This is a genomic window from Bradyrhizobium sp. NDS-1, from assembly GCF_032918005.1.
In the GTDB taxonomy this organism is placed as follows: domain Bacteria; phylum Pseudomonadota; class Alphaproteobacteria; order Rhizobiales; family Xanthobacteraceae; genus Bradyrhizobium; species Bradyrhizobium tunisiense.
On the sequence record NZ_CP136628.1, the window covers coordinates 5994744 to 6019320 of the forward strand.

24 protein-coding genes are annotated in these 24577 nt (G+C 63.7%); 12 read left to right on the top strand and 12 right to left on the bottom strand.

Annotation, left to right across the window (positions count from 1 at the left end; genetic code table 11):
- Window positions 1-155 precede the first annotated feature (155 nt).
- Together RX330_RS27930 and RX330_RS27935 are read left to right on the top strand one after the other, a co-directional pair.
- Window positions 156-1346: a urate hydroxylase PuuD gene (locus RX330_RS27930; RefSeq protein WP_317240607.1), complete on the top strand. Its 1191-nt coding sequence runs from the start codon at window positions 156-158 to the stop codon at window positions 1344-1346.
- A gap of 151 nt (window positions 1347-1497) precedes the next feature.
- Complete coding sequence (locus tag RX330_RS27935) at window positions 1498-2355, top strand: VOC family protein (protein ID WP_317240608.1); 858 nt, start codon at window positions 1498-1500, stop codon at window positions 2353-2355.
- A gap of 14 nt (window positions 2356-2369) precedes the next feature.
- On the opposite strand, the gene RX330_RS27940 is transcribed toward RX330_RS27935, so the two are convergent.
- The gene (locus tag RX330_RS27940; RefSeq protein WP_317240609.1) at window positions 2370-3407 is read right to left on the bottom strand and encodes a L,D-transpeptidase family protein; all 1038 of its coding nucleotides are present in this window, start codon (window positions 3405-3407) and stop codon (window positions 2370-2372) included.
- A gap of 175 nt (window positions 3408-3582) precedes the next feature.
- Here RX330_RS27940 and RX330_RS27945 point away from each other — a divergent pair, with 175 nt between their 5' ends.
- Entirely contained in the window at window positions 3583-4560 is a 978-nt protein-coding gene (locus RX330_RS27945; RefSeq protein WP_317240610.1) for a lytic transglycosylase domain-containing protein, read from the top strand.
- 41 nt (window positions 4561-4601) lie between these two features.
- Here the strand turns inward: RX330_RS27945 and RX330_RS27950 are convergent, their stop codons facing one another.
- Window positions 4602-5723: a DUF1236 domain-containing protein gene (locus RX330_RS27950; RefSeq protein WP_317240611.1), complete on the bottom strand. Its 1122-nt coding sequence runs from the start codon at window positions 5721-5723 to the stop codon at window positions 4602-4604.
- 194 nt (window positions 5724-5917) lie between these two features.
- Window positions 5918-6901 carry a Bug family tripartite tricarboxylate transporter substrate binding protein gene (locus RX330_RS27955; RefSeq protein ID WP_317240612.1) on the bottom strand — a complete coding sequence of 328 codons (984 nt, stop codon included), beginning with the start codon at window positions 6899-6901 and terminating at the stop codon, window positions 5918-5920.
- A gap of 452 nt (window positions 6902-7353) precedes the next feature.
- Between RX330_RS27955 and RX330_RS27960 the strand changes: the two genes are divergently transcribed.
- The 3 genes from RX330_RS27960 to RX330_RS27970 all read left to right on the top strand — a co-directional run bounded on the left by RX330_RS27960 (window position 7354) and on the right by RX330_RS27970 (window position 9851).
- Window positions 7354-8004 carry a hypothetical protein gene (locus RX330_RS27960; RefSeq protein WP_375847632.1) on the top strand — a complete coding sequence of 217 codons (651 nt, stop codon included), beginning with the start codon at window positions 7354-7356 and terminating at the stop codon, window positions 8002-8004.
- On the top strand, window positions 8001-8297 hold the full coding sequence (locus tag RX330_RS27965) for an HGGxSTG domain-containing protein (protein ID WP_317240614.1): 297 nt from the start codon (window positions 8001-8003) through the stop codon (window positions 8295-8297). The genes RX330_RS27960 and RX330_RS27965 overlap by 4 nt, the downstream gene beginning before the upstream one ends.
- Window positions 8298-8603: 306 nt before the next feature.
- Window positions 8604-9851, top strand: a complete 1248-nt coding sequence (locus RX330_RS27970; RefSeq protein WP_317240615.1) for an MFS transporter — start codon at window positions 8604-8606, stop codon at window positions 9849-9851.
- 268 nt (window positions 9852-10119) lie between these two features.
- Here RX330_RS27970 and RX330_RS27975 read toward each other — a convergent pair whose 3' ends face one another.
- A complete protein-coding gene (locus tag RX330_RS27975; RefSeq protein WP_317240616.1) occupies window positions 10120-11706 on the bottom strand; it encodes a hypothetical protein in 1587 nt (528 codons plus the stop codon).
- Complete coding sequence (locus RX330_RS27980) at window positions 11693-12157, bottom strand: hypothetical protein (protein WP_317240617.1); 465 nt, start codon at window positions 12155-12157, stop codon at window positions 11693-11695. The genes RX330_RS27975 and RX330_RS27980 overlap by 14 nt, the downstream gene beginning before the upstream one ends.
- A 178-nt stretch (window positions 12158-12335) precedes the next feature.
- Here RX330_RS27980 and RX330_RS27985 point away from each other — a divergent pair, with 178 nt between their 5' ends.
- The 4 genes from RX330_RS27985 to RX330_RS28000 all read left to right on the top strand — a co-directional run bounded on the left by RX330_RS27985 (window position 12336) and on the right by RX330_RS28000 (window position 17540).
- The gene (locus RX330_RS27985; RefSeq protein ID WP_212080951.1) at window positions 12336-13541 is read left to right on the top strand and encodes a M20/M25/M40 family metallo-hydrolase; all 1206 of its coding nucleotides are present in this window, start codon (window positions 12336-12338) and stop codon (window positions 13539-13541) included.
- A gap of 267 nt (window positions 13542-13808) precedes the next feature.
- Window positions 13809-15011 carry a hypothetical protein gene (locus tag RX330_RS27990; RefSeq protein ID WP_212080950.1) on the top strand — a complete coding sequence of 401 codons (1203 nt, stop codon included), beginning with the start codon at window positions 13809-13811 and terminating at the stop codon, window positions 15009-15011.
- Window positions 15012-15159: 148 nt separating this feature from the next.
- Entirely contained in the window at window positions 15160-16245 is a 1086-nt protein-coding gene (locus RX330_RS27995; protein WP_317240618.1) for a mandelate racemase/muconate lactonizing enzyme family protein, read from the top strand.
- A gap of 146 nt (window positions 16246-16391) precedes the next feature.
- Window positions 16392-17540, top strand: a complete 1149-nt coding sequence (locus RX330_RS28000; protein ID WP_317240619.1) for an amidohydrolase — start codon at window positions 16392-16394, stop codon at window positions 17538-17540.
- A gap of 1 nt (window position 17541) precedes the next feature.
- Here the strand turns inward: RX330_RS28000 and RX330_RS28005 are convergent, their stop codons facing one another.
- Window positions 17542-17757, bottom strand: a complete 216-nt coding sequence (locus RX330_RS28005) for a hypothetical protein (RefSeq protein ID WP_317240620.1) — start codon at window positions 17755-17757, stop codon at window positions 17542-17544.
- Window positions 17758-17849: 92 nt separating this feature from the next.
- Between RX330_RS28005 and RX330_RS28010 the strand changes: the two genes are divergently transcribed.
- Window positions 17850-18572, top strand: coding sequence for a DUF72 domain-containing protein (locus tag RX330_RS28010; protein WP_317240621.1), 723 nt, complete (start codon window positions 17850-17852; stop codon window positions 18570-18572).
- Here the strand turns inward: RX330_RS28010 and RX330_RS28015 are convergent.
- Entirely contained in the window at window positions 18569-19756 is a 1188-nt protein-coding gene (locus RX330_RS28015; protein ID WP_317240622.1) for a CaiB/BaiF CoA transferase family protein, read from the bottom strand. The two genes, RX330_RS28010 and RX330_RS28015, sit on opposite strands and share 4 nt — an antisense overlap.
- 162 nt (window positions 19757-19918) lie before the next feature.
- Between RX330_RS28015 and RX330_RS28020 the strand changes: the two genes are divergently transcribed.
- Window positions 19919-20806, top strand: a complete 888-nt coding sequence (locus RX330_RS28020) for a hypothetical protein (RefSeq protein WP_317240623.1) — start codon at window positions 19919-19921, stop codon at window positions 20804-20806.
- A 5-nt stretch (window positions 20807-20811) separates the two neighbouring features.
- Here the strand turns inward: RX330_RS28020 and RX330_RS28025 are convergent, their stop codons facing one another.
- The 5 genes from RX330_RS28025 to RX330_RS28045 form a co-directional block, all read right to left on the bottom strand.
- Window positions 20812-20991 carry a hypothetical protein gene (locus RX330_RS28025; RefSeq protein ID WP_317240624.1) on the bottom strand — a complete coding sequence of 60 codons (180 nt, stop codon included), beginning with the start codon at window positions 20989-20991 and terminating at the stop codon, window positions 20812-20814.
- Window positions 20988-21212 carry a hypothetical protein gene (locus RX330_RS28030; protein WP_212080942.1) on the bottom strand — a complete coding sequence of 75 codons (225 nt, stop codon included), beginning with the start codon at window positions 21210-21212 and terminating at the stop codon, window positions 20988-20990. Before RX330_RS28030 ends, RX330_RS28025 begins: the two co-directional genes overlap by 4 nt.
- A gap of 276 nt (window positions 21213-21488) precedes the next feature.
- Window positions 21489-21959 carry a hypothetical protein gene (locus RX330_RS28035; protein ID WP_317240625.1) on the bottom strand — a complete coding sequence of 157 codons (471 nt, stop codon included), beginning with the start codon at window positions 21957-21959 and terminating at the stop codon, window positions 21489-21491.
- Entirely contained in the window at window positions 21943-22860 is a 918-nt protein-coding gene (locus RX330_RS28040; RefSeq protein WP_317240626.1) for a DUF2950 domain-containing protein, read from the bottom strand. The genes RX330_RS28035 and RX330_RS28040 overlap by 17 nt, the downstream gene beginning before the upstream one ends.
- Entirely contained in the window at window positions 22857-24515 is a 1659-nt protein-coding gene (locus RX330_RS28045; protein WP_317240627.1) for a DUF3300 domain-containing protein, read from the bottom strand. The genes RX330_RS28040 and RX330_RS28045 overlap by 4 nt, the downstream gene beginning before the upstream one ends.
- Window positions 24516-24577: the final 62 nt, after the last annotated feature.

Here is a 24577-nt window from a genome sequence, read left to right on the forward strand (position 1 = left end):
GCCCTGCCGCATACCAGGTCAACCGATGCCCGCACGATGTGCATCAGATGCACTCATCGTACTGGAAAACGCCGCGGATAGGTGCGACACATTGTAAGAGCAGGGGCCGCGGTCATCAAAGCTGCGGCATCGCTGTCGCGACTGATGGGAAGATCATGTGGGGATCCATCATATCGGAATGGGCGAGCCTGCTGCTCCGCTGGCTGCACGTGGTCGCCGCAATCGCCTGGATCGGAAGTTCCTTTTATTTCATAGCCCTCGATCTCAGCCTCAAGCCGAAGGCTGGGCTGCCTGACGGCGTGCAGGGCGAGGCCTTGCAGGTCCATGGCGGCGGCTTCTACCGGATCATGAAATATCTGGTGGCGCCGAGCCAAATGCCGGACGAGCTGACCTGGTTCAAATGGGAGGCCTACACCACCTGGCTGTCCGGATTCGCGTTGATGGTGGTGGTCTATTATCTCGAGGCCGATCTGTTCCTGGTCGACAAGTCGATCCTCGACCTCACGCCATTCCAGGCCGGCCTGTTCAGCTTTTGCAGCCTCGCTCTCGCCTGGCTGCTTTATGAAGCCGCATGCCGCAGCGGACTTGCGCAGCGCGAGCTGCCCTTTGCGGTCGGTGGCTATCTGTTCCTGGTCGTGCTGACCTACGCCTTCACCCATGTGCTGAGCGGCCGCGGCGCCTTCAACCAGATCGGCGCGATCATCGGCACGATCATGGTCGCCAACGTCTTCGCGCTGATCATCCCGAACCAGAAGAAGATCGTGGCCAGCCTGATCGCGGGGCAAGCACCCGATCCAAAGCTGGGCAAGGCCAGCAAGGAGCGTTCGGTCCACAACAACTATCTGACCCTGCCGGTCGTCGTGTTGATGATCAGCAACCACTATCCCCTGCTCTACGCCACGCGCTTCAACTGGATCATCGTCGCGATCATCCTGGCCCTCGGCCCCGTGATCCGCCATTTCTTCAACGAGCGCCATGCCGGACGCAAATCGCCGTGGTGGGTGTGGGGTGTCGCGGCAATCGGCGTGCTTGCGATCCTCTTCCTCTCCGCGGCCGGCCCGCGCGAGGTGAAGACAGGCGCGCTGTCGTCTCAGCCGACGCTCGCCAATGCCGAGGAGATCGTGATGTCCCGTTGCAGCATGTGCCACGCGACCGAGCCGGTCTGGGCCGGCATCGTGACCGCGCCGAAAGGCATTTTGCTCGATGCGCCCGAGCACATCCATCGCAATATCCGCCTGATCGGGCGTGTCGCGGCCTGGTCCAGCGCGATGCCGCCGGGCAACATCACCGAGATGACCAGCGAGGAGCGCGCGATCCTTGCCGCCTACATCGAGCAGGCGCGCTGACGCCACCCCGCGCGTCGATGCTGCATTTCGCGGAATGAAATTCCATATCGCCCGTCGATTAGAAAATGACTTGACCGCTTATCCGGCGTAGACAAGACCTTGCGGTCGCCGGCGCGGCCTGAAGTCAGTTTGCATTCTCGGGGAAAGAACAGTGGCCCTCAACAACGTCATCGGGATCGACCACGCCGTGGTCATGGTGCAGGACCTCGACGCGGCCGCCGAGAACTACCGGCGGCTCGGTTTCACCGTCTCCCCGCGCGGCACCCACAGCGCCCATATGGGCACCGGCAACTACACCATCATGTTCGACCCCGACTATATGGAGCTGCTCGGCGTGCTCGCTGCGACCGAGCACAACGCGCCGGCGCGCGCGTTCCTGGACAAGCGCGGCGAAGGCATCGAGCGCATTGCCTTCACCGCCGTCGATTCAGCCGCAGGCGCGGAGGAGATCCGCGCGCGTGGCCTGACGCCGATCGGTCCGACCGATTTCGAGCGGCCGGTGACGCTGCCTGATGGCACGGTCTCGGCGGCAAAGTTCCGCACCTTCATGTGGCCGACCGCGGAAGCGCCCGGCGGCGTGCGCATTTTCGCGTGCCAGCACAAGACGCGCGAGACGGTGTGGATTCCGGAGTTGATGAAGCACGCCAACGCGGCGAAGCGGATCAAGCAGATTCTGATCGCAACGCCCGAGCCGGCGCAGGAAGCCGCGCATCTCGGACGGCTGATTGACCGCGAGCCGAAGGCCGAGACCGACGGCGCCGTGACCGTTCCCTCCGGCGGCGACCGCGCCGACTTTGTCTATCTCACGCTGGAGCAACTCGGAAAGCGCTATCCCGGCGTACCGCTCGCCGGCCTCGCCGAGCGCGGCGGCGCGGCGCTGGTGCTCGTCAGCGGCGATCTCGCCGCGACGGAGAAGGTGCTGGGCTCGGCGGCCGTGCGCAGCGGGCCCGCGATCTGCGTGCCGCCGGCCAAAGCCAACGGCACCCTGCTCGCCTTCGTTGCCGGCTGATTTGAACGAATTCTCTAACGCGTATTGGCGGCGCGCTTGCCGGCCGCCTTGCCCTGCTGCTTCGAGGACGCTTCCGTCGGCGCATCGAGGAAGACGACGGGTGTGCCGCGCTTGACGTTCTCGCCGAGCACGCGCGCGTCCCAATTGGTCAGCCGGACGCAGCCGTGGGACGCCGACTTGCTGACCCTGTCCGGCTCCGCGGTTCCATGAATGCCGTAGCCCTGCGCCGACAGACCGATCCAATATGCGCCCACCGGGTTGTTTGGCCCCGGCTTGATGTTGAAGGGCTTCCTGGATTTCACGCTCTTGAACCTGTATTCCGGATTGTAGCGATAGGTCGGCTGCTCATGGCTCGAGGTGACCTTCAGCGTTCCTGTCGGCGTCGGGCGATCCGGACTGCCGATTGACGCCGGATAAAACGCGCTCAGGCGACCGGTCTCGTCGAACGCCTTGAGCGTTTCGCTTGCCTTGTCGATCTCGATCCGTGCGATGCGCGGGATCTCTCTCCGCGTCGGCACATTGGCCACGACGACCGTCTCGCCGGCTTTGTCGAAGGCCTTCCCGGGATTGAGTGCCTTCAACAGCTCTTCGCTCATGTGGAATTTTTCCGCGAGCCCTTCGAGCGGAGTGGTGTAGCTCAGCGCCTCCAGCGACTTCATGTCATCGAGCTTGGCCGGCAGCTTCTTGAGAAACGGTCCCTTCATATCTGCGTCGGTGATCTTGTAGTCGACGAGAACAGCACCTTCGCTCGCTGCGTTCAGCTTGTCCCAGAGTTCAGGGGCGATGGTTTTGTCGAAGCCGACACCGTTCTGCTCGGCAAACGCCTTCAGCGCCTTCTGCGCGTTTTCGCCGAGCTTGCCGTCGATCTGGCCGGGGGAGAATTGCGCGCGGTCGAGCAGAATCTGAAGCTTCGTCACCGGCGCGGTGATCTTGTCGCCGGCCGGCTGTTTTTCCGGACGCGCAGCGTCATTCACCGCTTTCGCATCGAGATTGCCTGCGAGCGCAGGGCAGATGAACGACAGCGACATCACCGCGGCAAGCATCCATCGCATCTTGATCGTCCCGAAAATGACCCGCAAAATCGCGGGCAGTTTCTCTTTGGGAACACCGTAGTAACACCGAAGGAACCGGCGAGATCGCAGCTTTGCCGCAATCGGAAGGTTAAGAACTTCCTATCGCCGGCGCATCGCTGGCCGTTCACCCCACAGTTCGAGGTTGCCCCAGCAAATGCGATTTGTCGTCGCGGCTTGCGCCGCGTTTCTGATTCTGATGTGCGATCTCGATCCGTCGGCGTCGCGGCAAACATCGACTATCAACACCACCGTTCTCAAGAACGATCATGCCTCACCACTTGTTCCAGTGGTCGAGCTCTTCCTCGCCAGCGTGCAGGCCATCGACGTCGCCAATGCGCGCGCGGCGCATGAGGAAACAATCGAACCGCCGCGCGCGGCCGAGCCTGCTTCGGACGAGCCTGTCGCAGACCAGCCGATTTCACCGACGGAAAAGTTCTGCCATGCGCTCCGCGGGGCCGCCGAGGCCAGCGGGATTCCGGTGCCGTTCTTCGCGCGTTTGATCTGGCAGGAGAGCCGCTTCAAATCGAACGAAGTCAGCCACGCCGGTGCACAGGGCGTCGCGCAGTTCATGCCGGCGACGGCCGCCGAGGTCGGGCTCGATGATCCCTTCGATCCCATGAAGGCGCTGCCGGCATCGGCGAAGTTCCTGCGCAAGCTGCGCGACGATTTCGGCAATCTCGGCCTCGCCGCTGCCGCCTATAATGCCGGCCCGGGCCGCATCCAGAAGTGGCTTGCCAGAGAGAGCCAGCTGCCACGCGAGACGCGCGACTATGTCCGCATCATCACCGGCACCAAGGCCGAGGACTGGACCGAGCGCTCCGAGGCGCTTGCGATCCGGATCGACCTGCCGCGCGAAGCGCCCTGCGAAGGTTTCGGCAGTCTCTCGAAGGCCAAGGACGTCGCCTGGGTTCCGGTCAACCTGACCCCTTCGGTCACGACCATCATTCGCAAGGCCGAGCAGCTTGCCGCGCGCCAAACGACGAACCATGCGCGCAAGCGGTTCGCAATCATGCTTCGGAAGAATGCCACGGCTCACGGCAAGGCACGCAGCATGATTGCGGCACGCGCGGCCGGCAAGAGCGCGAAGGCCCGCGCCGTTCGCTTCGCCTCACGCGAACGGCCATCCGGTTAGTGTTCGGAGCCACCCGCTCGAGTGGCTCCGACATTTACCCGCTAATCGATCTCCTCGATCACGCGCCGCTCACGCGGCTCGATGAGATAGGTCCGCGTGTCGCGGTGGATGTAGCGGTATTCCCGCAGATCCGGCGCGTCCCGATAGACCGTGCTCGGGAATTCCTCCACCTCGACGCTCTCGGGGAGACGGTCACCGACGCGAATCTCCGTGCGTGCGGTGCTCCCGGTGGTGCGCGCCTCGGTCCGCCCTTCGGTGCGGGTCTTCGCATGCTTGCGAATTGCATCACGATCGCGATCGGAGAATTTGCTGGCGCTGCGCTCGCGCGTGGTCGTCGTCGTGGTCGCGGTGGACTGCCCTGAATACGGCAGCACCGTCACGATCTTGTAGGTCGCCGGATCGACCACGACGATCTGATCCTTGACCAGTGCGAAGCTGTAGCCGCGATATTGCGGCACGATCTCGACGACGTCAGGCGGCAGTATCGAGAGATGTACGTCGCGCGGCACCACCGTGCCGACATTCAGCGAGAAATTGACGCTGGTCACGGGCCGAACGTTCAGGCGCGAGATCGAGGTGCTGATCCTGGTCTCCTGCTGCCGGTTGAGATTGACGTCGGTCTGCGCGGCCGCCTGTGTGCCGGCGTTGGACTGCCCGCCCTGGGCCTGATTGCCGGCTGGCGCATTCGGCGCCTGCTGAGCTTGGTTGGTCCCTGATGCGGCAGGCGCCTGTTGAGCCTGATTGCTGTTGGCCGGCGGCGGATTGGACCGATCCTGCGCCTGGTTGGTGTTCGCAGGCGGCGGGTTGGCGCTCTGCTGGGCGGCGGGCGGGTTGCCGGTCGTATTCGAGCTTGCCGTGCCGCTCTGCGGCCGCGAGGTGTCCGTGCTGTTCGCGGCATTGTTGGATGTGCCGGAGCCGGAATTGGCAGCCCCGGATGACGGCGCGGGGCTCTGCGTGGTCTGCGTCGAGTTTCCTGTCGCCGGTGATTGCTGCGGCTGCGACGTCGTTTGCTGCGTTCCGGATGACGGGTTGGTCGAGGGCGCCGTGGAATTTGATTGGGACGGCGGGCTCTGATCGGACTTCGTTGTCGTGCCGGGCGATTGCGCAAAGGCGGCGTTCGCCAGCACCAGCCCTAATGCTGTGGTTGCCAGCAGGCGGATCATGATTTCACTCCCGTTTATCAAATGAACGTTCGCTACTAACCTGCGTTAGAACGACCTGTTCCACTTTTTCCCGAGAGAAGGATAAGCCGTTTCCGCACGGAACCTCCGATGCCATCGAAGCGTGCCGGGATCATCGTCAAGCGCCGGCCGCTGGAGGTTCGCCTCGTTCATCCCGGCACTCGCCGACCCACGTCCTACTCAGCCTTGATGTTGGCGGCCGTCACGACGTCGGCGAGCTCTTTCGTCTCCTTGGCGATCTTGGCGGCGTACTCGGCCGGGCTGAGCACGGACACGACGCCTTGCGAGCCGAGCTTCTCCGCGACCGCCGGGTCCCTGGCAGCTGCGACGATCTCCCGGTGCAGCGTCTCGAGGATCGGCGCCGGCGTCGACTTCGGCATGAAGAACCCGACCCAGAACGAGATGTCGAAGCCGGGATAGCCTGCTTCCGCAACGGTCGGCACATCGGGCAGCGCCGGCAGCCGTTCGGCTGACGACACCGCGAGCGCGCGCAGCTTGCCGGCCTTGACCAGCGGCACGGCGGAGAGCGGATCGAACACCGCAAGCACCTCCTGCGCGAGGATGCCGACCTCGGCGGCCGAACCTCCGCGATAAGGCACGTGGATCATCTTGATTCCGGCCTTCTGGCTGAGCAACTCCATGGCGAGGTGGGCAAGGTTGCCGTTGCCGCCCGAGCCGTAAGCCAGTGCGCCGGGCGCGGCCTTGGCCGCTGCGACGAGATCGGCCACGGTCTTGATATCAGCCGTCTTGGGGTTCTCCGGATTGACTACGAGCACGAGCGGCGCCGACACGATGGTGGTGAGCGGCGCGAAGTCGCCTTGCGGGTCGTAGCGGATGTCCTTGAACAACGTCTTGTTGAGCGTGATGGTGGAGGAGTTGCAGGCGAGCATCGTGTAGCCGTCCGCCTCCGCACGCGCAACGCCTTCGGCGGCGATCATGCCGTTGGCGCCGGCGCGGTTCTCGACCACGAAGGGTTGCCCGAGCTTGCTGCTCAAGCGATCGCCGACGATGCGGGCGGCGACATCGACCGGACCGCCCGCGCTGAAGCCGACCATGACCTTGACCGGGCGCACCGGATATTTCTGCGCGACGGCCTGCGTCGACAGCGCAGAGGCGCACAATCCGGCGATGACTGCCAGCAGGCGGGCGATTCGTTGCATCGGTTCTCTCCCCAGACTTCACCAGCGCCGCTTGTGCATGCTTGTTGGTGCGACGCATCCGGAGATCATGAATAGCGGTCGCGCCGGATTTCGCAATCGCGTTGGGGCGCCGGCATTCCGCCGCACGGCAGGTGCGCACCGCCTCGCAACAAAAAATGCGAAAACAACCCCATGCACAGTAGACGCCCCCTGTCGAAACAAGGACTTAGGCGGGACGACAAATCTTCGGATGTTACGAAATCGAATTTGACTCGTCGGGCAAAACGGGAGCATGATGGCATCATCGCGATCCGCGTAAGCGAGCTGCCTCCACAGCCATGTGGGCCTCGCTTTGATCGCGCACAAGCCCTGCATCGACATCTGAAACACAACCGCCGCACGGCAACTGCGCGGGTGGGCTTCGCATCAGCGGGCCTGCTCGCACCTGCCGTGGGCCCAAAGGACATATCGACTTGAAAACAGCCATGACACGCAACAACACGACCGCCGTTCCCAGGTACGGCAGCAGGCCCACCCCCGGGGTCAAGCTCGCTGGACAACGAATCGCAATTCAGCACCCCGACGCCGAGACCGGCGAACGCCTGATGGCCGAGGCGCTCGGCGCCGTCGATCGCGACGCGCTGCACGGCATCCTCAAGCAATTGATGAAAGCCAGCGTAGTCCTTCAGCAGCCCGATGAGGCCAATCTCGCGTTCATGATCTCGATGATGAAGAGCGTCGCGCCACGGGATTCCCTCGAGGCCATGCTGACGGCGCAGATGGTGTCCGTCCACGTCGCGACCATGCGCTTTGCCTGCCGCCTCGCCTTTGCGGAAGGCATCCCTCAGCAAAAAGGCATCTCCCGCGCATTGACCCGGTTGGCCCGCACCTTTGCAGCCCAGATGGAGGCCCTGAACCGTCATCGCGGCAACGGCGAACATCAGATCACCGTGCAGAATTTGTCGGTGCAGGATGGCGGCAGCGCAATCGTGGGGAATGTCGCGCAGCATGCGCACCTGACCGTTGCCGAGCCCGGCACATCGATCGAGGCGGGACCGGCTGCGCCGCGCGACGGCAAACGCGAACACCACGGGGCCGCAGCGATGCAAGGCGCCGGCGCATGAGTGTCGACCGCGTCAGCAACACGAGCGCGATGTCGGCAAGCCCCCGCTGCGGCGCCGGCACGCGTAGCGGTCTCGCCTGCCGCGCGCCGGCCGTGCGCGGCGGGCTACGCTGCCGCATGCACGGCGGTGCCCCGGGATCGGGCGCACCGTGGGGAAACCGCAATGCGCGCAAGCACGGTGCCTTCACACCGGAGCGGATCGCAGAGCGAAGGGCGATCCGGGAACTGCTGGACGAAGCGGCGAAGCTGCTGGGCGAAATGAAATCATGCCCGGCTGACGCATCGTCGGACTGAACAGCTTCAAGGAATGAATGGGCCGGCTACGAGGCGCGGCACGGCCGCGCGGCGAACTGATCCGCGCGGCCAGATCCGATCCCGGCGTCATGGCGCCCCCTTGCGCTCCTCGTCGTAGGGCCGCTCGTCGAGACGGAGCGACGAGATGACGGACTGAAGCAGGACGCGGGATCCTGCGCGACGCCATCGCGCCGAAAGCCCTGACATGAGACCCGTCGCCCCTGCGCGAACGCTGCAACTCTCGCCATTGGCAGTCTCTTCCCAATCGTGTAACCCGGCAAAAAGCCTTGCCGGGACGAAACGCTCATGACCGCCGCCACCAATGACGACACGCGCAATGGCACCCGCGCGCTGGTCTTTGCGCTGCTTGCGCTGGCCTGCGGCCACATGCTCTCGACGTTGCTGCGCACCATTCCGGCGGTCAGCCTCGATCTGATGGCGGCGGATTTCCGTATCGAGCCGCAGGCGCTCGCCAGCCTCACCTCGGTCTACCCCTTCGCCTTTGCCGCCGCGCAGATCCCGGTCGGCGCGGCGATGGATCGGTTCGGCGTGCGGCCGGTATCGCTCAGCCTGCTCGCGGGAACCGTGATCGGCGCCATCGCGTCGGGGTTTGCGACCGGAGCTGCCAGCTTTGCGGTCGGGCAGGTGCTGTTGGGCGTTGCCACCTCCGGCATGCTGATGTGCCCGATGACGCTGGCGGCCAAACAATTGTCGGCGGCGCGGTTCGGCCTGTGGTCGGGTGCGATCCTCTCGATCGGCAATATCGGCATGCTGCTGTCGTCGAGCCCGCTCGCCTTCGTGGTCGACAATTGGGGTTGGCGCGCCGGGTTCTGGATGTCCGCTATCGGCGGCGTCGCCGTCGCGCTCGCCGTGTTCGTGCTGGTGCCGCACCAGTCGGCCGAGCACAAGGACGAGTCCTCGCCGCTGTCGCAGATGATCGAGGTGCTCAGGCTCGGGCTCTCGCGTCCCCTGCGCGGCCTGATCGCACTGGCGCTCGTATCGCTGGCGACCTCGCTGGTGCTGCGCGGCCTGTGGGGCGGGCCGTGGCTGATGCAGGTCAAGGATCTGTCGCGGGTCGAGGCCGGCAACCAGCTCGGTGCGTTCACGCTGGCGATGATCGTAGGTCCGCTTCTCATCGGCATGATCGACCGCAGGCTGGGTCATCGCCGCGCGCTGGTGGCGGGCACGCATATGGTCGGGGCGCTGCTGCTGGCGCTGATGGCGCTGGGCGCGCCGGGTTACGCCGTCTCCATGCTGTTCGGCCTCTCGGTCATGCCGCCGCAATACGACCTCGTGCTGTTCGTTCTCATTGGCCTTGCGACTTCCGCCCAGCCGCTGATCTTCGGCATGTCCCGGCAGCTGGTCGATGCGCAGACCGCGGGCAAGGCGCTCGCGGCGGTCAATCTCGCCTTCTTCCTCGGCGCGGCCCTGATGCAGTCGGTGACCGGTGCGGTGGCGGCGGTGGCGGGATTGCCGGCGGTGCTGCTGTTCATGGCTGCCATGCTGGCGCTCGGCGTGCTGATCTTCTTGGCTTACACCTCGCAGGGCCCATAGGATGGCGCGCCGCCCCCGCTAGGGGAATCACCCACGCTTTTCGACACCGCTGCCGCCATCGATCGCCTCATCCGCTCCAATGCCGAATGCACAAACAAGTCACTCTACTCGGCAAGGCTTCAGGATCGATATCCGTGCTAATGGCGACCATAGCATCACATCGCTCTCCCTACGCAAGAGGGCGTCACGTCCGCTAGAATGACGGGCAGTTCGATGTCTCGCTGGCAGCGACAGTGCTGGTTGATCGGGTGCCATGCAGAGCCTCAGCTCACTGATCATCATTACTGTAGTCGTATACTTCGACGTAGCCAACTCTCGCCGAGACGAAATGGACGCCTAGCATGCTAGCGATGTAGTCTCGACACGCATCCATCAGCTTGGCATCGATTGAGTCCTTCTTCTCGTAGTCCAGCCGATCAAGTCGCTCAATAATTGGAGCACTGCCGTCGCGAGGTGCGTTTCCAAACCATGCGTCTGCGATACTCAATATGACATGATACTTCTCGACCTGTTCATGTCGTTTTCCGACATTAATCTGCAAAACATATTGCTCCCACTTTCCCTGCAGCTGCCTACAAAATGAAGCGCTGTTTGCCCCGATAACGATCTTTGCCGCACTCGGAACGGTGGTTGTAATTCTTAATACGTCAGGTGAAAAGCGCTCCTTGAAGAACGTCTCCAATCTATCACGAAATCGCCAGGCGTTCGCGCTTTCGGCCCCATACAATTGCTCAACCGTCAGCTCAATTTCGGTCGGATCCGTGCCTCCTGCCGTCTGTGCATAGCGGCAAGCTTCGATCACGTCTGGATGATTGCGTAGACGACCAGCGAGGCTAGCTTCCTGCCCGATCGGCGTCTCAACCCAGTATGAAATTGGGTGCTTCCGACAATTTGAGTTGAGGGCAACTCCGCTGCTAAAATTAGCGCGCTCATTCGCTAAGCCGAGCGACCTGAACGCCGATTGGCAACTCTCTATCCGCTTGCAAGCGACATAAATCGTCCCATCATAACAGCCTTCATTGCCTGTGTCCTCAAAGCACATGGCGTAGCGTGAAGTGTTAAGAGCCGGTGAGAACCGAGGCTTCCTGGTCCAACGATAGATGGTGTTAGCGCCCGCGCTGAAGCGTATCAGCGCGCCTTCCTTCTCTTTCATTTCCTCAAGTCTTATTTCGCGTCCTTTGCTGTCAAGTAGTGTTATTGCACGGCTGTCTCTACGATATGTCCCTCTTAGAAGCGGCGCAATGTCGTCGTCACCCGCCACCCCGTCGCCGAGGCCTCCATAAGGATCCTTGCGCAAAAGAAACCAGTCCCCCGAACTAGCCTTCACCCCCCTCAGAAGTAGAAGGCCGGGCTGATTGAATACTATCCCGGCCCATACCTCTCCTTTCGAACGGTCTCCCCAAACCTCTCGCAAATCGGACGACGTACTGGATGCTGGGGATGAGCGATAACTGAAAACAAGCGTGTCGTCGCGATAACCAATGGTTCTGCACAATGTGTCTCGTTGCGGAGCTTTGCCTTGTAACGTCACGGCTCGTTGATCATCAGCGACATGCCCGCTCACACTATATTTGATGGGACCGCAGTTAGAAGAAAACAGCACCGCATTCCCTACATAGGTATTTGCCTGCTTTTGTCCTTCGAAAAGCAAATCCCCACTTTTCGCAGGAAGCCCCGATCTGGGTTCGACATAGTAAAAGCGCCGGGTTGTGCCAGCCGCGTCTAGTCTGACCGTAGATCCGTTATGATCCCAAAGGCTTTGAGCTTGGGATGGGTTTATCCCCAAGCCCACAGAAACGAACGAAGCGAGGATGACCAAAGATAGTACCGCGCAAAGCGTCCTAAGTGCGTTCATCCTTAGATCCTCCAAATAGAGTATCAATAATGAGGCCTAGGAATGCTCCAAAGGAAGTCTCGCTAATGGCGAGATATGTTTTCAACTCTTCTGGGCTTCCGATGACGCGCATCGAGAATAGAACCAGGCCGGACAGCATAAACAGCAAGAAGGACCACGTAACAAGGATGGCCATTGCACAAAATGAGCCATTCAACCTGGCATCATCTCTTAGAGCTCCGCGCTCCTCAACAAAGCTCCTAACAATCGAAAGCGAAAAAACAAAAAAGATCGGAGAAATGATAAGGGCGATGTCCACCCGGCGCCCCATCTGTAAGTCCAGAAAGAATAGCAGAATGGTAAATATCGCCGCCAAATGAACAATAACAACTGAAAAACCAATGACGTTGCGAAGGGATGTGGTGGTCATAGCCGGCCGGAAAGATGCAGGTTGAAAATTGTATGCTGCCATAGGTTGAGTACTCCAGGCAAATGGGTAGTGATATTCATAGAAAGCTCACTGCGGCATCAATTTCCTTACAGAAAACCGAATTTTCTCGCTGTCGTGAGGGCCGGCATGTAGCACCAGGGGGTTGCGCCGCAGTGCTTCACGAACGATGCTTAGGCGCCACTCGCCGTAAGGACTGCTCATGCCTGTCGACACCCAAGCCGCCACCGACCGCCTCATGCGCTTCCTCGCCGTCGAGGGCGTCACCGGACAGGAGGCGGCCATCGGGCGGGAGCTCATGGACGCGCTGAAGGAGAGCGGCGTACCGGCGAAGGCGATCCGGCTCGACGATGCCAACACGCGCATTCCAGTGCCGACCGAGACCGGCAACCTCATCGTCGACCTGCCCGGCCGCGGCGCGCTGCACAACCAGCCGCGCATCATGTTCATGACCCACATGGACACCGTGCCGCTCTGCGCCGGTGCCAAGCCGAAGAAATCCGGACGCAAGATCGTCAACGAAGCCAGGACCGCGCTCGGCGGCGACAATCGCTGCGGCTGCGGCGTGCTGGTGACGCTGGCCGCAGAGCTCGAAAAGCAGAAGCTCGACCATCCGCCGATCACGCTGTTGTTCTGCGTGCGCGAGGAGAGCGGGCTCTATGGCGCGCGCCACGTCAAGCTCGACGAACTCGGCTCCCCCGTGATGGCGTTTAACTATGACGGCGGCTCTGCCTCCAACGTCGTCATCGGCGCGGTCGGCGCCGACCGCTGGACCGTCGAGATCTTCGGCCGCGCCTCGCATGCCGGCGTCGCGCCGGAGCGCGGCATCTCCTCGACCATGATCATGGCCCTCGCCCTTGCGGAAGTGAAAGCCGGCGGCTGGTTCGGCAAGGTGGTGAAGGGCAAGGGCGCGAGCGCGCGGATGGGCACCAGCAATGTCGGCCCGGTGACCGGCGGCGAGGGCCGCCCCGCGGGCGATGCCACCAATGTCGTCACCGACTACGTGCACGTGCGCGGCGAGAGCCGCAGCCATGACGGAAAGTTCTTCAAGGAGATCACGAAAGCCTACAAGGCCGCGTTCGAGAAGGCGGCCAAGAAGGTGACCAACGCGCAAGGCAAGTCCGGCAAGGTCAAGTTCAAGGCCGAGACCGACTATTATCCGTTCCGCATGAAGGACAGCCAGCCCGTGATCAAGCGCGCGGTCGAGGCCGTATCCGCGGTCGGCGGCACGCCGAACGTCCGCACCGCCAATGGCGGGCTGGATGCCAATTGGATGGTTCGTCACGGCATTCCGACCGTGACCTTCGGCGCCGGGCAGAACGAGGCGCACACGGTCGACGAATGGATCAATCTGGACGAATACGACCGCGCCTGCGCGCTGGCAGTGCAACTCGCGACGATGCGGTGAGATGGCAAACGGCACGTCATAGCGCTCTAACACCGCTCTGATCTCACGGATCGATCGCGGCTTCCGTGAAGTCCGCGCATGTCCCGTGCTGCCATCGATGGCGAGCACGGTCACGCGGTTCCTCGGCCGCAATCAAATCGAGTTAGAAGCAAACCTCCGCCATCAACTCCAAGTAGATTCAGATTCAAGCGTGACCGCAGTGCGTCTCGCCGAGACCTCCGCTGCTTTCGGAGTCACGCGACTGACATGAAATGGGAGTGATGCGCCATGCGCACGATGCCGAACGACACCCTGATCCTCACCTTTCCGGACTTCAGCCAAACCGCGACCATCGTCGGAGATCCCAACTTCCCGATCGATGGCTGGGGCGGGAACGACACGGTGACGGCAACCATCCTCAACGCGGACGTGTTCGTTACGCTGATCGGCGAAGACACGGTCATGCAGGGCAATTCCCACGGCGGCAACGACACGCTCACGGCGAACGTGGACTATCCCTTCAGCGGCGCCACCATTATGGGCGACGCCGAGACCATGTTGGGCAATGCTGCAGGCGGCAACGACACGCTCTCCGCCGACGCCGGCGGCAATTTCCGCTCCAACATCTCCATTTACGGAGATGCCGGAGGCGACATGTCGGGCAGCACGCAGGGCGGCAATGACACGCTGACGGCCGTGACTGGAGGACGGGCCTTCGAGAACGTGTTCAGCGGCGATGCCGGGGGATCCATGAGCGACAACGCGCATGGCGGCAACGACACGCTGAACGTGTTCGAATATGCGTTCGAAAGCACGGCTACCCTCAGCGGGGATGCCGTCGGTGCCATGACCGGCAACGCAATTGGCGGAAGTGACAACCTCACCCTGGGCATCAGCAGCGACATGGCGATCGGAGGCGGAAGCCTGGCCGGGGATTCGCTCACATCCTTGGATGACAACGCGCAAGGTGGAAACGACACCTTGAGCTTCGTCACGAACGGTGGCGAGCAGCCCCCGGCCGTCTACGGCTCCGAGTTAGTTGGTGACGCCCCGAACATGTCCAGCAACGCGCGCGGCGGCAACGACACTCTCAACGGCGGAGAGTTCACCGATCATCTCTACGGCGATGCGCGGACTTATGCGCCATCTACCCCTGGCTCCATCACCGGCGGCACGGACACGCTGAACGGCGGCGCGGGCAATGATCAGCTGTGGGGCGGGCCGAACAACGATGTCTTCGTCTTCACGGCCAGCTCCGGCAACGACGTCATCAACGACTTCAATCAAGGCAACACCGCCGTCGGCAGCACCGCGCCGGAACTCGACGTGATCAACCTGCACGACTACGGTTTTGCGGATTGGGCGGCTGTGTCCAGTCTCATCAGCGATGACAGCTCAGGGAATGCGGTGATTCACCTCTCCGCCAATGACACCATCACTTTGAGCGGGGTTCATGCGGCCTCGCTGGAGGCGACGGACTTCATCATCTAGGCGCTAGCGGCATCGGCGCGACGACAAATCGCAGCGGTGCGGCGCGGATTCGGCGAGGAAAGTGCCGGATCCGCTCACCGCCGTCGTTGCCGAAGATTGTACGCGCCGCACGATCGGCTTAACCTGAACTAAAAAACAGGAAGGAATCATGCCGCGCATCGCAACGACCGATACCGGACTCTACCGGATCCCCCTCCCCATCACGCTCTCCGACTCCACGCATGGGGACATGACGGCGTTCGAGCTGATCACCTGCCGCATCCGCGATGCCGATGGCGCCGAGGGCGTCGGCTACACCTACACCGTGGGTCGCAACGGCGGCGCTGTCGCCGACATCCTCAGGCGTGAGATCCCGCCGCTGATCGAGGGCCGCGAGGCCGACGACACTGAAGCGATCTGGCATCACGTCTGGTGGGCACTCCATTATGGCGGCCGCGGCGGGCCGGTGGTGCTGGCGCTGTCCGCGCTCGACATCGCGCTGTGGGATCTGAAGGCGCGGCGCGCGGGCTTGCCGCTGTATCGCCTGCTCGGCGGTTTCGACGCGCACGTGCCGTGCTATGCCGGCGGCATCGACCTCGATCTCTCCGTCGATGAGCTGCTCAAGCAGACCGACGGCAATCTCGCCAAGGGATTTCGCGCGATCAAGATGAAGGTCGGCCGGCCCGAGCTGAAAGTCGACGTCGCGAAGGTCTCCGCAATGCGGCAGCATCTCGGCGACGGCTTTCCGCTGATGGCGGATGCCAACATGAAATGGACCGTCGAAGAGGCGATCCGTGCCGCCCGGGCCTTCGGTCCCTACGACCTCACCTGGCTCGAGGAGCCGATCATTCCCGATGACGTCGCAGGCCATGCGCGCATCATGCAGGAGGGCGGCGTGCCGATCGCGGCGGGCGAGAACCTGCGCTCGCTGTGGGAGTTCAAGAACTACATCGCCAGTGGCGCGGTGTCCTATCCCGAGCCCGACGTCACCAATTGCGGCGGCGTCAGCGCCTTCATGAAGATCGCGCGGCTGGCCGAGGCGTTCAACCTGCCCGTGACCAGCCACGGCGCGCACGACATCACCGTGCACCTGCTCGCGGCCTGCCCGAACCGCTCCTATCTGGAGGCGCACGGTTTCGGCCTGGACAAGTACATCGAGCACCCGCTGGTGCTTCAGGACGGCAAGGCGCTGGCGCCTGACAGGCCGGGCCACGGCATCAGTTTTGATTGGGGCGGACTTGCGAAGCTGGCATGATATCAATTGGGACGCGGCGAAGGCGCGCCCCGGAATGACGTGGAAGCGGCTTGCGCTATTGCACGCGAGGCATTCCAACGTGCCGGATGCAGTGCGCGGATAATCCGCTATGGTGCGGCAACCGACACTTTGCGAAAGACCCCATCTTGCCCCCCGAGCTGCACCAGAAACTGACCGCGTGGCGCCAGCACCTTCATGCGCACCCCGAGCTTTCGCTCCAGGAGAAGGAGACCGCCGCCTTCGTGCAGGACAAGCTCACCGAGCTCGGCATTCCCTTCGTGGCAGGCGTCGGCGGGCACGGCGTCGTCGCGACATTGACCCGCGGGCATGCGCAGAGGCGGATCGGCCTGCGCGCCGACATGGATGCGCTGCCGATCACCGAGGACACCGGCCTGCCCTACGCTTCCAAGACATCGGGCGTCATGCATGCGTGCGGCCACGACGGCCACACCGCCTCATTGCTCGGCGCTGCCGCCCTGCTCACCAGCGATACCGATTGGAGCGGCACGGTCGATTTCATCTTCCAGCCGGCCGAGGAAGGCTTTGGCGGCTCACGCGCCATGGTGGCGGACGGTCTGTTCGACCGCTTTCCGATGGAGCGGGTGTTCGGTTTTCACAATTGGCCCGGCCTTGCCGCCGGCACCATCGCCGTGCATGACGGCGTCGTCATGGCCTCCGGCGGACGCGTCACCATCACCATCGAGGGCCATGCGGGCCACGCCGGCATGCCGCATTTGACACGCGATCCGGTGATGGCGGCCGGCCATCTGATCGTGGCGCTGCAATCGATCACCTCGCGCAGCGTCGATCCGCTCGACACCGCCGTGCTCTCGCTCTGCACCATCGAGGGCGGCACCGCGCCGAACCAGATCGCCGGACGCGTGACCATCCGCGGCACGCTGCGGTACCACCGCGACGCCGTCAAGGACGTCATCCTCGACGGGATCGAGCGCACCTGCGCCGGGATCGCGACGAGCTTTGGCGTCAAGGTGACGCCCGAGATCGTCATGGGCGTCGGCGTCGTGATCAACACGCCTGATGAGGCGGGCCTGGCCCGGATCGCCGCTGCGAAGGTGCGGGCCGAGCTGCGGCGCGACCTCGCGCCCAGCATGGCCGGCGAGGATTTTGCCCATTATCTCCAGCAGCGGCCGGGCGCCTTCGTCTGGATCGGCAATGGCGAGCTCCGCGACGGCGCCGAGCTGCACGGCCCGCGCTACGATTTCAACGACGCGATTCTGCCGGTGGCATCGGGCTGGATGGCCGAAGTGGCCAAGGCGGCGCTGGCGTCGAACTAGCTCACGAGATCTCGCGCGGCAGCTTCCAGCCGGCCCGGGGCTCGAAGGCCTCCTCGACGCGCGCGACGTGATATCCCTCCGGGAGAAGCCGGCCGCCCTCCTCGTCCGCCACGGGAACGTCGGTCACCAGCCCCTCGATCAGGGCGGCCTCCCACACCTCTTTCTCGGTGGGAAAGGGATCGCCGATCTGCTTGTTGCCTTCGAACAGCGCGTACATCGGTTCCGGTCCTGCGTTGATCAAGCCCGTGAGAAACGTATCGACGGCACGGACGTTCCTTCCGGCAAACGGCAACGGATGGCACGTGAAACATGGCGCGCGTTCTGATCGGCACCTCCGGCTGGCACTACGATTCCTGGCGCGGCCCGTTCTTTCCCGAGGGCGTGACGCTGAAGGAACAGTTGCGCTACTACGCCGGACAGTTCGACACCACGGAACTGAACGGCGTGTTCTACCGCACGCCGACGCCCGAAGCGGTGAAAGGCTGGCGCGAGCAGACCGGCGGGGATTTTGTCTTCGCCTGGAAGGCGTCGAAATTCATCACGCACTGGAAGCGCCTGTCGGAGCGCTCCGACAACAGCCTCGAGCTGCTGGAGGACCGCATCTCCCGCCTCGGCGGCAAGGCCGGCCCGATCCTGTTCCAGCTGCCGCCGCAGTTCGAGGCGAATGCCGACCGGCTCGCGTCTTTCTTCAAGCTGTTGTCGCGCAAACGGCGTTACAGTTTCGAATTCCGTCATCCGAGCTGGTATCAGCCGCGCATCCTGCGCATGCTGGCGGACGAGAACATCTCGCTGTGCCTGTCCGACCATCACGATGCGCCGGCGCCGTGGAAGCGCACGGCGGATTTCGTCTATGTGCGCGGACACGGGCCGAGCGGGCGCTACCACGGGCACTACACCAAGGCGACGCTGGCGCAATGGGCAAAGCGCATCAAGTCCTGGAAGCGGCAGGGCTGCGACGTCTATGTCTATTTCGACAACGACCAGAAGAGCGCGGCACCAGCCGACGCACAGGCGTTGAAGCAATTGCTCTAGATGACACCATCCTGCCGGAGCGCCGCGATCGCCGCCGCATCATAGCCGAGCTCGGCGAGGACGAGATCGTTGTGCTCGCCGAGCGTCGGCGGGCGCGTTGCGATCTCGCCCGGCGTTTCCGACAACCGGACCGCAGCACGCGTTACCGGCGCGGGCTTCGGCAAGCCTGGATAGTCGACGTCCTGCATGAAACCGGCCGCGCGGATGTGCGGATGATCCAGTGCCTGTTGCGGTGAGAGCACGGGCCCGGTCGGAATCATCGCCTTGCCCAACGCATCGACGGCCTCCTGCGTGGTGCGCTCGGCGCACCAGCGCGCCATCCGCTCGCTGATGACGGGGCCGTTGTTGCCCCGGCTGATGTCGTCGGCAAAGCGCGGATCGTTCAGCCACGCCTCCTCCTCGCCCATCAGCCGCGCCCAGCGCTTGAACAGCGGATGTCCGGTGACCTGGCAAAGCACCCAGCCGTCCCGGGTCCGGTAGATGTCGGCCGGCGCAGCGGTCTGGCCGAGATTGCCCGTCGGGACGCGGTTCACGTTGATCACCGCCTGCTCGATCAGCGTAGCATTGGTGAAGGACAAAGCGGTTGCGAGCAGCGCGCCTTCGACGATTTGCCCACGCCCGGATTTGCCGCGCTCGATCAGCGCGGCGAGCGTGCCGAACGCGCAATGCAGCGCGGTGCCGAAATCGACCCAGTTCACAGCGGCACGATACGGCGGATCCCCGGTGCCCGTCATGTACACCGCCCCCGACATGACCTGCCCGACGCCGTCGAAACCGACGCGGTCGGACCACGGCCCCGGCCCGCCGAATGCAGTTGCCGTCGTCAGGATGATGTCGGGCTTGATGGCCTTCAAGGACTCGTAGTCGAGCTTCATCGCGCGCAGGGTCTGCGGCGGCAGATTGGCGACGACGACGTCCGCGGTCGCGACCAGGCGGCGCATCACCTCCTGCCCTTCCGGCTTCATCGGATCGAGCGTGATGCACTTTTTGTTGCGATTGATCTGGAGGAACAGCGCGCCTTCGCCGCCTTCCCCGACCGGCGCCACGAAGCGATCCTCGCTGCCGTCGCGCTTCTCGACACGGATGACCTCAGCCCCGAACTCGGCCAGCAGGGTCGCGCAATAGGGGCCCGCAATGTAGCGCCCGAAATCGAGGACGCGCACGCCCTCCAGAACTCCTCCCATCGATCCCTTCCCTGATGTTTTGGAGAGCTTACAGGGAACAGCTGCTACGGCAAGGTGGCAACGGGCATCGTGCGCTGCCCCGATATTTGATCGGCGCCCCGTTTCGGCGGACGGAAATTCTGCTCTAATATGCACTCCAGCCCCCAGCCAGAGTGCCCATCCATGCCGCAACAATTCGACCGATCCGCAGAAGATCTCGGCAATGCCATCCATTTCGAGCACGTCAACATCCAGGTTCCGGATCAGCGCCTCGCCACCCTGTTCTACGTCGCGGGGCTCGGACTGACCCGCGATCCCTTTCTGATGGTGTCGGACACCAACATGTGGATCAACGCCGGACGAAGCCAGTTTCACCTGCCGAGCGGCAAGCCGCAGGTGCTGCGGGGCCATATCGGGCTCGTCATCGCGGGCCGCGAGGCGCTGCTGGGGCGGCTGGCGTCAGTCGCGAAGAAGCTCGAGGGCACTGCCTTCGCCTTCGCCGAGCGCAACGACCACGTCGAGGCGATCTGTCCGTGGGGCAACCGCCTGCGCTGCTACGAGCCCGACGCCGCGCGCTTCGGGCGCATCGCGCTCGGCATTCCCTATGTCGAGCTCGACGTGCCCATCGGATCGGCGCGCGGCATCTGCGCCTTCTACCCCGAGATCATGGGCATGCCATCGGAGCTGTGGAATGGCGACGGCACGGTCGCCGCCGTGAAGACGGGCCGCAACCAGCATCTGCTGTTCCGCGAGACCGATCAGCCGCAGCGCGACTATGATGGGCATCATTTGCAGATGTACATCACCGACTTCTCCGGCCCGTATCGAAAGCTCCTGGCGCGCAAGCTGGTCTCCCGCGAGGACAATCAATACCAGTACCGGTTCTGCGACATCGTCGACCTCGACAGCGGCAAGCCGCTGTTCACGGTCGAGCACGAGGTGCGCAGCGCCACCCATCCGATGTTCATGCGGCCGATGGTCAATCGCAATCCCGCGCTCAATAACCGGAATTACGCGTACGGCCACGACCAGTCGCTCTGGGCGATGGGACCGGACCAATACGAGGGGTAGCTCCCTCACGCCGCCGATCGATCCACCAAGCCGTGTTGGAGCGAATCGAGCAAGCGCTGCTCGCGCTCGATCCGGGCGCGATAGAGCTCGCGTTCGCTCTCGCTTCTGGCACCGGCCAGCAACACGCGGTAGTGCCCGATCACCTTTTCGCTGCCGCGGATGAGGAGGTTGCGGACGTCACTCATCGTTCCGCTCCCGCAGCAGTGGAAACCGATGGCATGTTCGGAAGGCTGAAGGCGACCGGGAAGACGTCGGCGGCGAGAGCCTCGAGCGCGGCCTGCTCCTCGGCGAGGCGTCGTTCGATAAACTGGCGCTCAATGTCCGACAGCCTGGTCTTCAGCAAGCGTCGATAACGAGACAAATTATTGCGGTGCGCGCGGATGCGGGCGAAATCCTGATCGAGCATCGTCGTCACTCCTGACGGTCTTTCACGGGTCCTTTTCGATTTTGCGGTGCAGGAAGAAACATCTTCCGGCGCAGAAAATATTCAGGCGCGCGCCCCTGTCAAGGCGCTGCTTCGCCGCCCCTTCGACCGCGCCGGCGCCCCCTCGAAAAACTTCTCGCGACCCCTCTTGCAAGGTCCTTGCGCTGCTCCAATTCGTTTTTCGCCGCGAGAGCGGTGCGCCGGATGCCCAGTCCGGGTCCGGCGCGCGGAGCGCCCTTACTCCTATCCCCGCGCGCCTCATCTGAAGCTTATCGTAATCGCGCTGATGTTGGCCGCGAGTTCGAGGCCTGCTTTTGGTCCCCGCAGAACCATGCTCACGCCCTTCTCGTTGCGCAGCTGGACGCCGTTGGCGCCGCCGACAAGGGCAAAGCCGCCGCCGACAGAACTGTAAGTGCCGGCGAAATCACTGACGTCGCGGATGCCTGAGGCCCAGCCGTCGAGCCGGCCAATGGTGGCTCCGGCGGTGATGCCGAAGCTCATGCCGATGATCTTGAACGGATAGGTCTTGCCGCGATAGGTCAGCACGCCGCTGCCGGCACCGCCGCCGACCAGGAGGCCGGCTTTGACGATCCTGGCGTGGACGTGACCGGCGGCCTGCGCGAAGGATTGCGTACACGGCGCGACAAGGGCGAGCGCCAGCACGAACATCGCGACGAGGGGCGATGCGCGCCCTCGCAGCATCATTCGCCGTTCAAGGTTTTGCGGCATCGACCTTTTTCCAGGTCTGATCGGGATTGAACAGCGTGGTACGCGAGGCGACGAAATCGGTGCGGTTGCCAAGATCCTTCTCGTAGACGGTGCCGGTATGGTTGACCAGGAAGGTCTTCACGCCGGAATTGCCGTATTCCGCTGGCCACGCGATCAACGCGAAACCGCCGATCATCTTGCCCTTGACGACATAATTGAGCGCGCCGCCGGGCGCGTCAGGGCCTTGTCCCTTCAGGATGTGGAAATAGTAGCCATGATACGGTGCAGGACCGGCATCGCCGCCGCGATAGCCCTCCTTCGAAGCCTCGGCCACGAGCGCGCCGAGCGGGCTCGGATCGCTGTCGTCGCGCCAGAACAGGCCGTCCTTCTTGCCGGCTGAAGAAACGATGCGTTGCGCGTAGACGCCGGCGCCCTCGCCCCGGTCCTTGTCGGCATACTCGTTCTGGGCATCGACAAAAGCCAGCGCGGTCTGGATCGCATCGAGCTCGTTGCGGCCGATGCGGCGGCGAAGCACCTCGATCCGTCCCTCGTCGGTGTCGAACTCCCAGCCGGTCTTGGTGTTGACCAGCGGAATCGGGAACGGGAAATCGTCTTGCCCCAGTATCAGGGTCGCGGTCTTGTTGCCCTCGGCCTTGATGCCGTGCTTGGCATCATACATCGACAGGAAGCGCTGGCGTATGTTGTCGTCGGCAACCTCATCGCCGGAGAAGACGATGTCCTCGGCCGCCTTGCCGAGCACCTTCAGGATATCGCGCGGTCCGCTCTTGACCGCGGCTGCAAGTGCCGTAGCTGCGTCCTCCGGTGTCTTGTAGGACTGCTGTGCCTGTGCTGCGGAGCCAAGCAGCGCCAGGGCCATGATGCCCGGCAACAAGGCGCGACGAAACGATGTCAGGCCTATCATGGCGTCACCTCCGCAGGAATCCTCGCACCGCCGTCGATCCAGTCGCGGTAAGTGCTGAATTTCAGACCAAGCTTCTCGTAATGAACCCGCAGATACCCGTCGCTGCCGCGCGTCACGGCGTTCGGCGCAACTTGTTCGACCTCCTGCGCCATGACGCCGACATAGGCCTTGTCGCTCCCGATATAGCTGAAGCGATAATAGCCGAGCCCACTGCCGAGATGGCCGAGCAGGACGACATCATGCTTCAGCGCGATGTCCGAGCGCCGGCCACCGCCGCCACCGCGGCCGCCTCCTCCGCCACCGCGGAATCCGCCACCACCGCCCATCGACATTCCGCCGCCGCCACGGCCGGCCATGCTCGGTCCGCCACCGCCGCGCGGCATACTCGCCATGCTGGATCGTCCACGCGCCGACGCCGCAGCCGCGGAGCGGCCGGACGAGACGTTCATCGCGCCGCCGCGATTTCCGCCGCCGCCGCGGTTGGCCGCACCGCCGCCCGCGCGATTTGCAGCCTTCGCACGATCGCCGCCGCCCTTGGTCCGGTTGCCGGCACCCTTGGCGCGATCACTCGCAGCGGCTCGATCGCCGCCGCCCGGCCGGTCTCGCGTACCCGCACCGGCGCGATCACCTGCTCCCGGACGATCGCCACGATCTCCAGCGCGGTCTCCGGCCCGGTCACCCGTGCGATCTCCCGCACCCTGGCTCGGACGCAGCACCTGATTGCCGTCACGGCCTCGGAAATCCATTCGATCCGACGCGCCGGCTTTCAGATTGTTGTTGCCGAAACGCTGCTGAACATTGGTGTTGTTGTAGCGCACGCCCTGACGATGTGCCGGATTGTGCTGCCAGCCGTTGCCGATGTTGGTGGTGCGATGATTGACGTAGACGTTACGGTTACCCCAGTTGCAGCCGCCGCCCCAGTAATTGCCCCAGCGTCCGATCGCCCAGGCGGTGCCGAAGGCAATGCCGGCCGCCACCATGCCGGCGCCAATATAGGACGGGTAGCCCCAGTAATAAGGCGGATACTCCGCATAGGGCCAGCCGCCGTAGACCGTCGCGGGATCGTAATACGGCACGTACATCGCCGAGGGATCGGCCTGCTGGATGACGACGACCTGCTTGCCCTCCTGAGACTGGACGCTGACCTTCTGCTGCTTTGTCGTGACCAGCTTCTTGTTGTCGTAGGCCTTGTTGCGCAGGCGTTGGATCGCGTCCATCACGTCCGCCTGCTGCGCGAGGAAGGCGTCACCGAGCTTCTTGGTCCATTCGAGCTGGTCGCTCATCATGGTCAGGACGTCGGCGGTGCTGCTGAGCGCCTTGACGCTGTCGTCCCAGGCCTGCTTGTCCACCTGGGTCTTCAACGCATCGCCCTTCAGGGCCTTGTGCTGCTTCAACCAGCGGTCCGCTTGCACAACCTCGAGCGGATAGGTCGCGGCCGCCAGCACGTTGGCGAGCAGTTCGTCGGGATAGAGGGCGATCGGCGCGACCAGCGCCTCAAGCTGCTCAGGCTTCAACAGGTCTACGGTCGGAGCTGGCGGAACGGCGGGCTGGGCCTGTGTGCTCGGCAGCACCGGCGCTGGGGTCTGCGCCGTCGCTGCAACGGGAACCGCAACGACCAATGCAAGCGCCATAAAAGTCTTACAGCAGCGAAACATTACTCCCTCCATCGCACGTTCGATTGGGAGGATCGGGCTGGCCGTCGGACGTTTGTTGATCG

Coding starts and splice junctions, on each gene's coding strand:
- RX330_RS27930 (WP_317240607.1), top strand. CDS start 156: ATGTGGGGATCCATCATATCGGAATGGGCGAGCCTGCTGCTCCGCTGG.
- RX330_RS27940 (WP_317240609.1), bottom strand. CDS start 3,407: ATGCGATGGATGCTTGCCGCGGTGATGTCGCTGTCGTTCATCTGCCCT.
- RX330_RS27945 (WP_317240610.1), top strand. CDS start 3,583: ATGCGATTTGTCGTCGCGGCTTGCGCCGCGTTTCTGATTCTGATGTGC.
- RX330_RS27950 (WP_317240611.1), bottom strand. CDS start 5,723: ATGATCCGCCTGCTGGCAACCACAGCATTAGGGCTGGTGCTGGCGAAC.
- RX330_RS27955 (WP_317240612.1), bottom strand. CDS start 6,901: ATGCAACGAATCGCCCGCCTGCTGGCAGTCATCGCCGGATTGTGCGCC.
- RX330_RS27965 (WP_317240614.1), top strand. CDS start 8,001: ATGAGTGTCGACCGCGTCAGCAACACGAGCGCGATGTCGGCAAGCCCC.
- RX330_RS27970 (WP_317240615.1), top strand. CDS start 8,604: ATGACCGCCGCCACCAATGACGACACGCGCAATGGCACCCGCGCGCTG.
- RX330_RS27975 (WP_317240616.1), bottom strand. CDS start 11,706: ATGAACGCACTTAGGACGCTTTGCGCGGTACTATCTTTGGTCATCCTC.
- RX330_RS27980 (WP_317240617.1), bottom strand. CDS start 12,157: ATGGCAGCATACAATTTTCAACCTGCATCTTTCCGGCCGGCTATGACC.
- RX330_RS27985 (WP_212080951.1), top strand. CDS start 12,336: ATGCCTGTCGACACCCAAGCCGCCACCGACCGCCTCATGCGCTTCCTC.
- RX330_RS27990 (WP_212080950.1), top strand. CDS start 13,809: ATGCGCACGATGCCGAACGACACCCTGATCCTCACCTTTCCGGACTTC.
- RX330_RS27995 (WP_317240618.1), top strand. CDS start 15,160: ATGCCGCGCATCGCAACGACCGATACCGGACTCTACCGGATCCCCCTC.
- RX330_RS28005 (WP_317240620.1), bottom strand. CDS start 17,757: ATGTACGCGCTGTTCGAAGGCAACAAGCAGATCGGCGATCCCTTTCCC.
- RX330_RS28010 (WP_317240621.1), top strand. CDS start 17,850: ATGGCGCGCGTTCTGATCGGCACCTCCGGCTGGCACTACGATTCCTGG.
- RX330_RS28015 (WP_317240622.1), bottom strand. CDS start 19,756: ATGGGAGGAGTTCTGGAGGGCGTGCGCGTCCTCGATTTCGGGCGCTAC.
- RX330_RS28020 (WP_317240623.1), top strand. CDS start 19,919: ATGCCGCAACAATTCGACCGATCCGCAGAAGATCTCGGCAATGCCATC.
- RX330_RS28025 (WP_317240624.1), bottom strand. CDS start 20,991: ATGAGTGACGTCCGCAACCTCCTCATCCGCGGCAGCGAAAAGGTGATC.
- RX330_RS28030 (WP_212080942.1), bottom strand. CDS start 21,212: ATGCTCGATCAGGATTTCGCCCGCATCCGCGCGCACCGCAATAATTTG.
- RX330_RS28035 (WP_317240625.1), bottom strand. CDS start 21,959: ATGCCGCAAAACCTTGAACGGCGAATGATGCTGCGAGGGCGCGCATCG.
- RX330_RS28040 (WP_317240626.1), bottom strand. CDS start 22,860: ATGATAGGCCTGACATCGTTTCGTCGCGCCTTGTTGCCGGGCATCATG.
- RX330_RS28045 (WP_317240627.1), bottom strand. CDS start 24,515: ATGTTTCGCTGCTGTAAGACTTTTATGGCGCTTGCATTGGTCGTTGCG.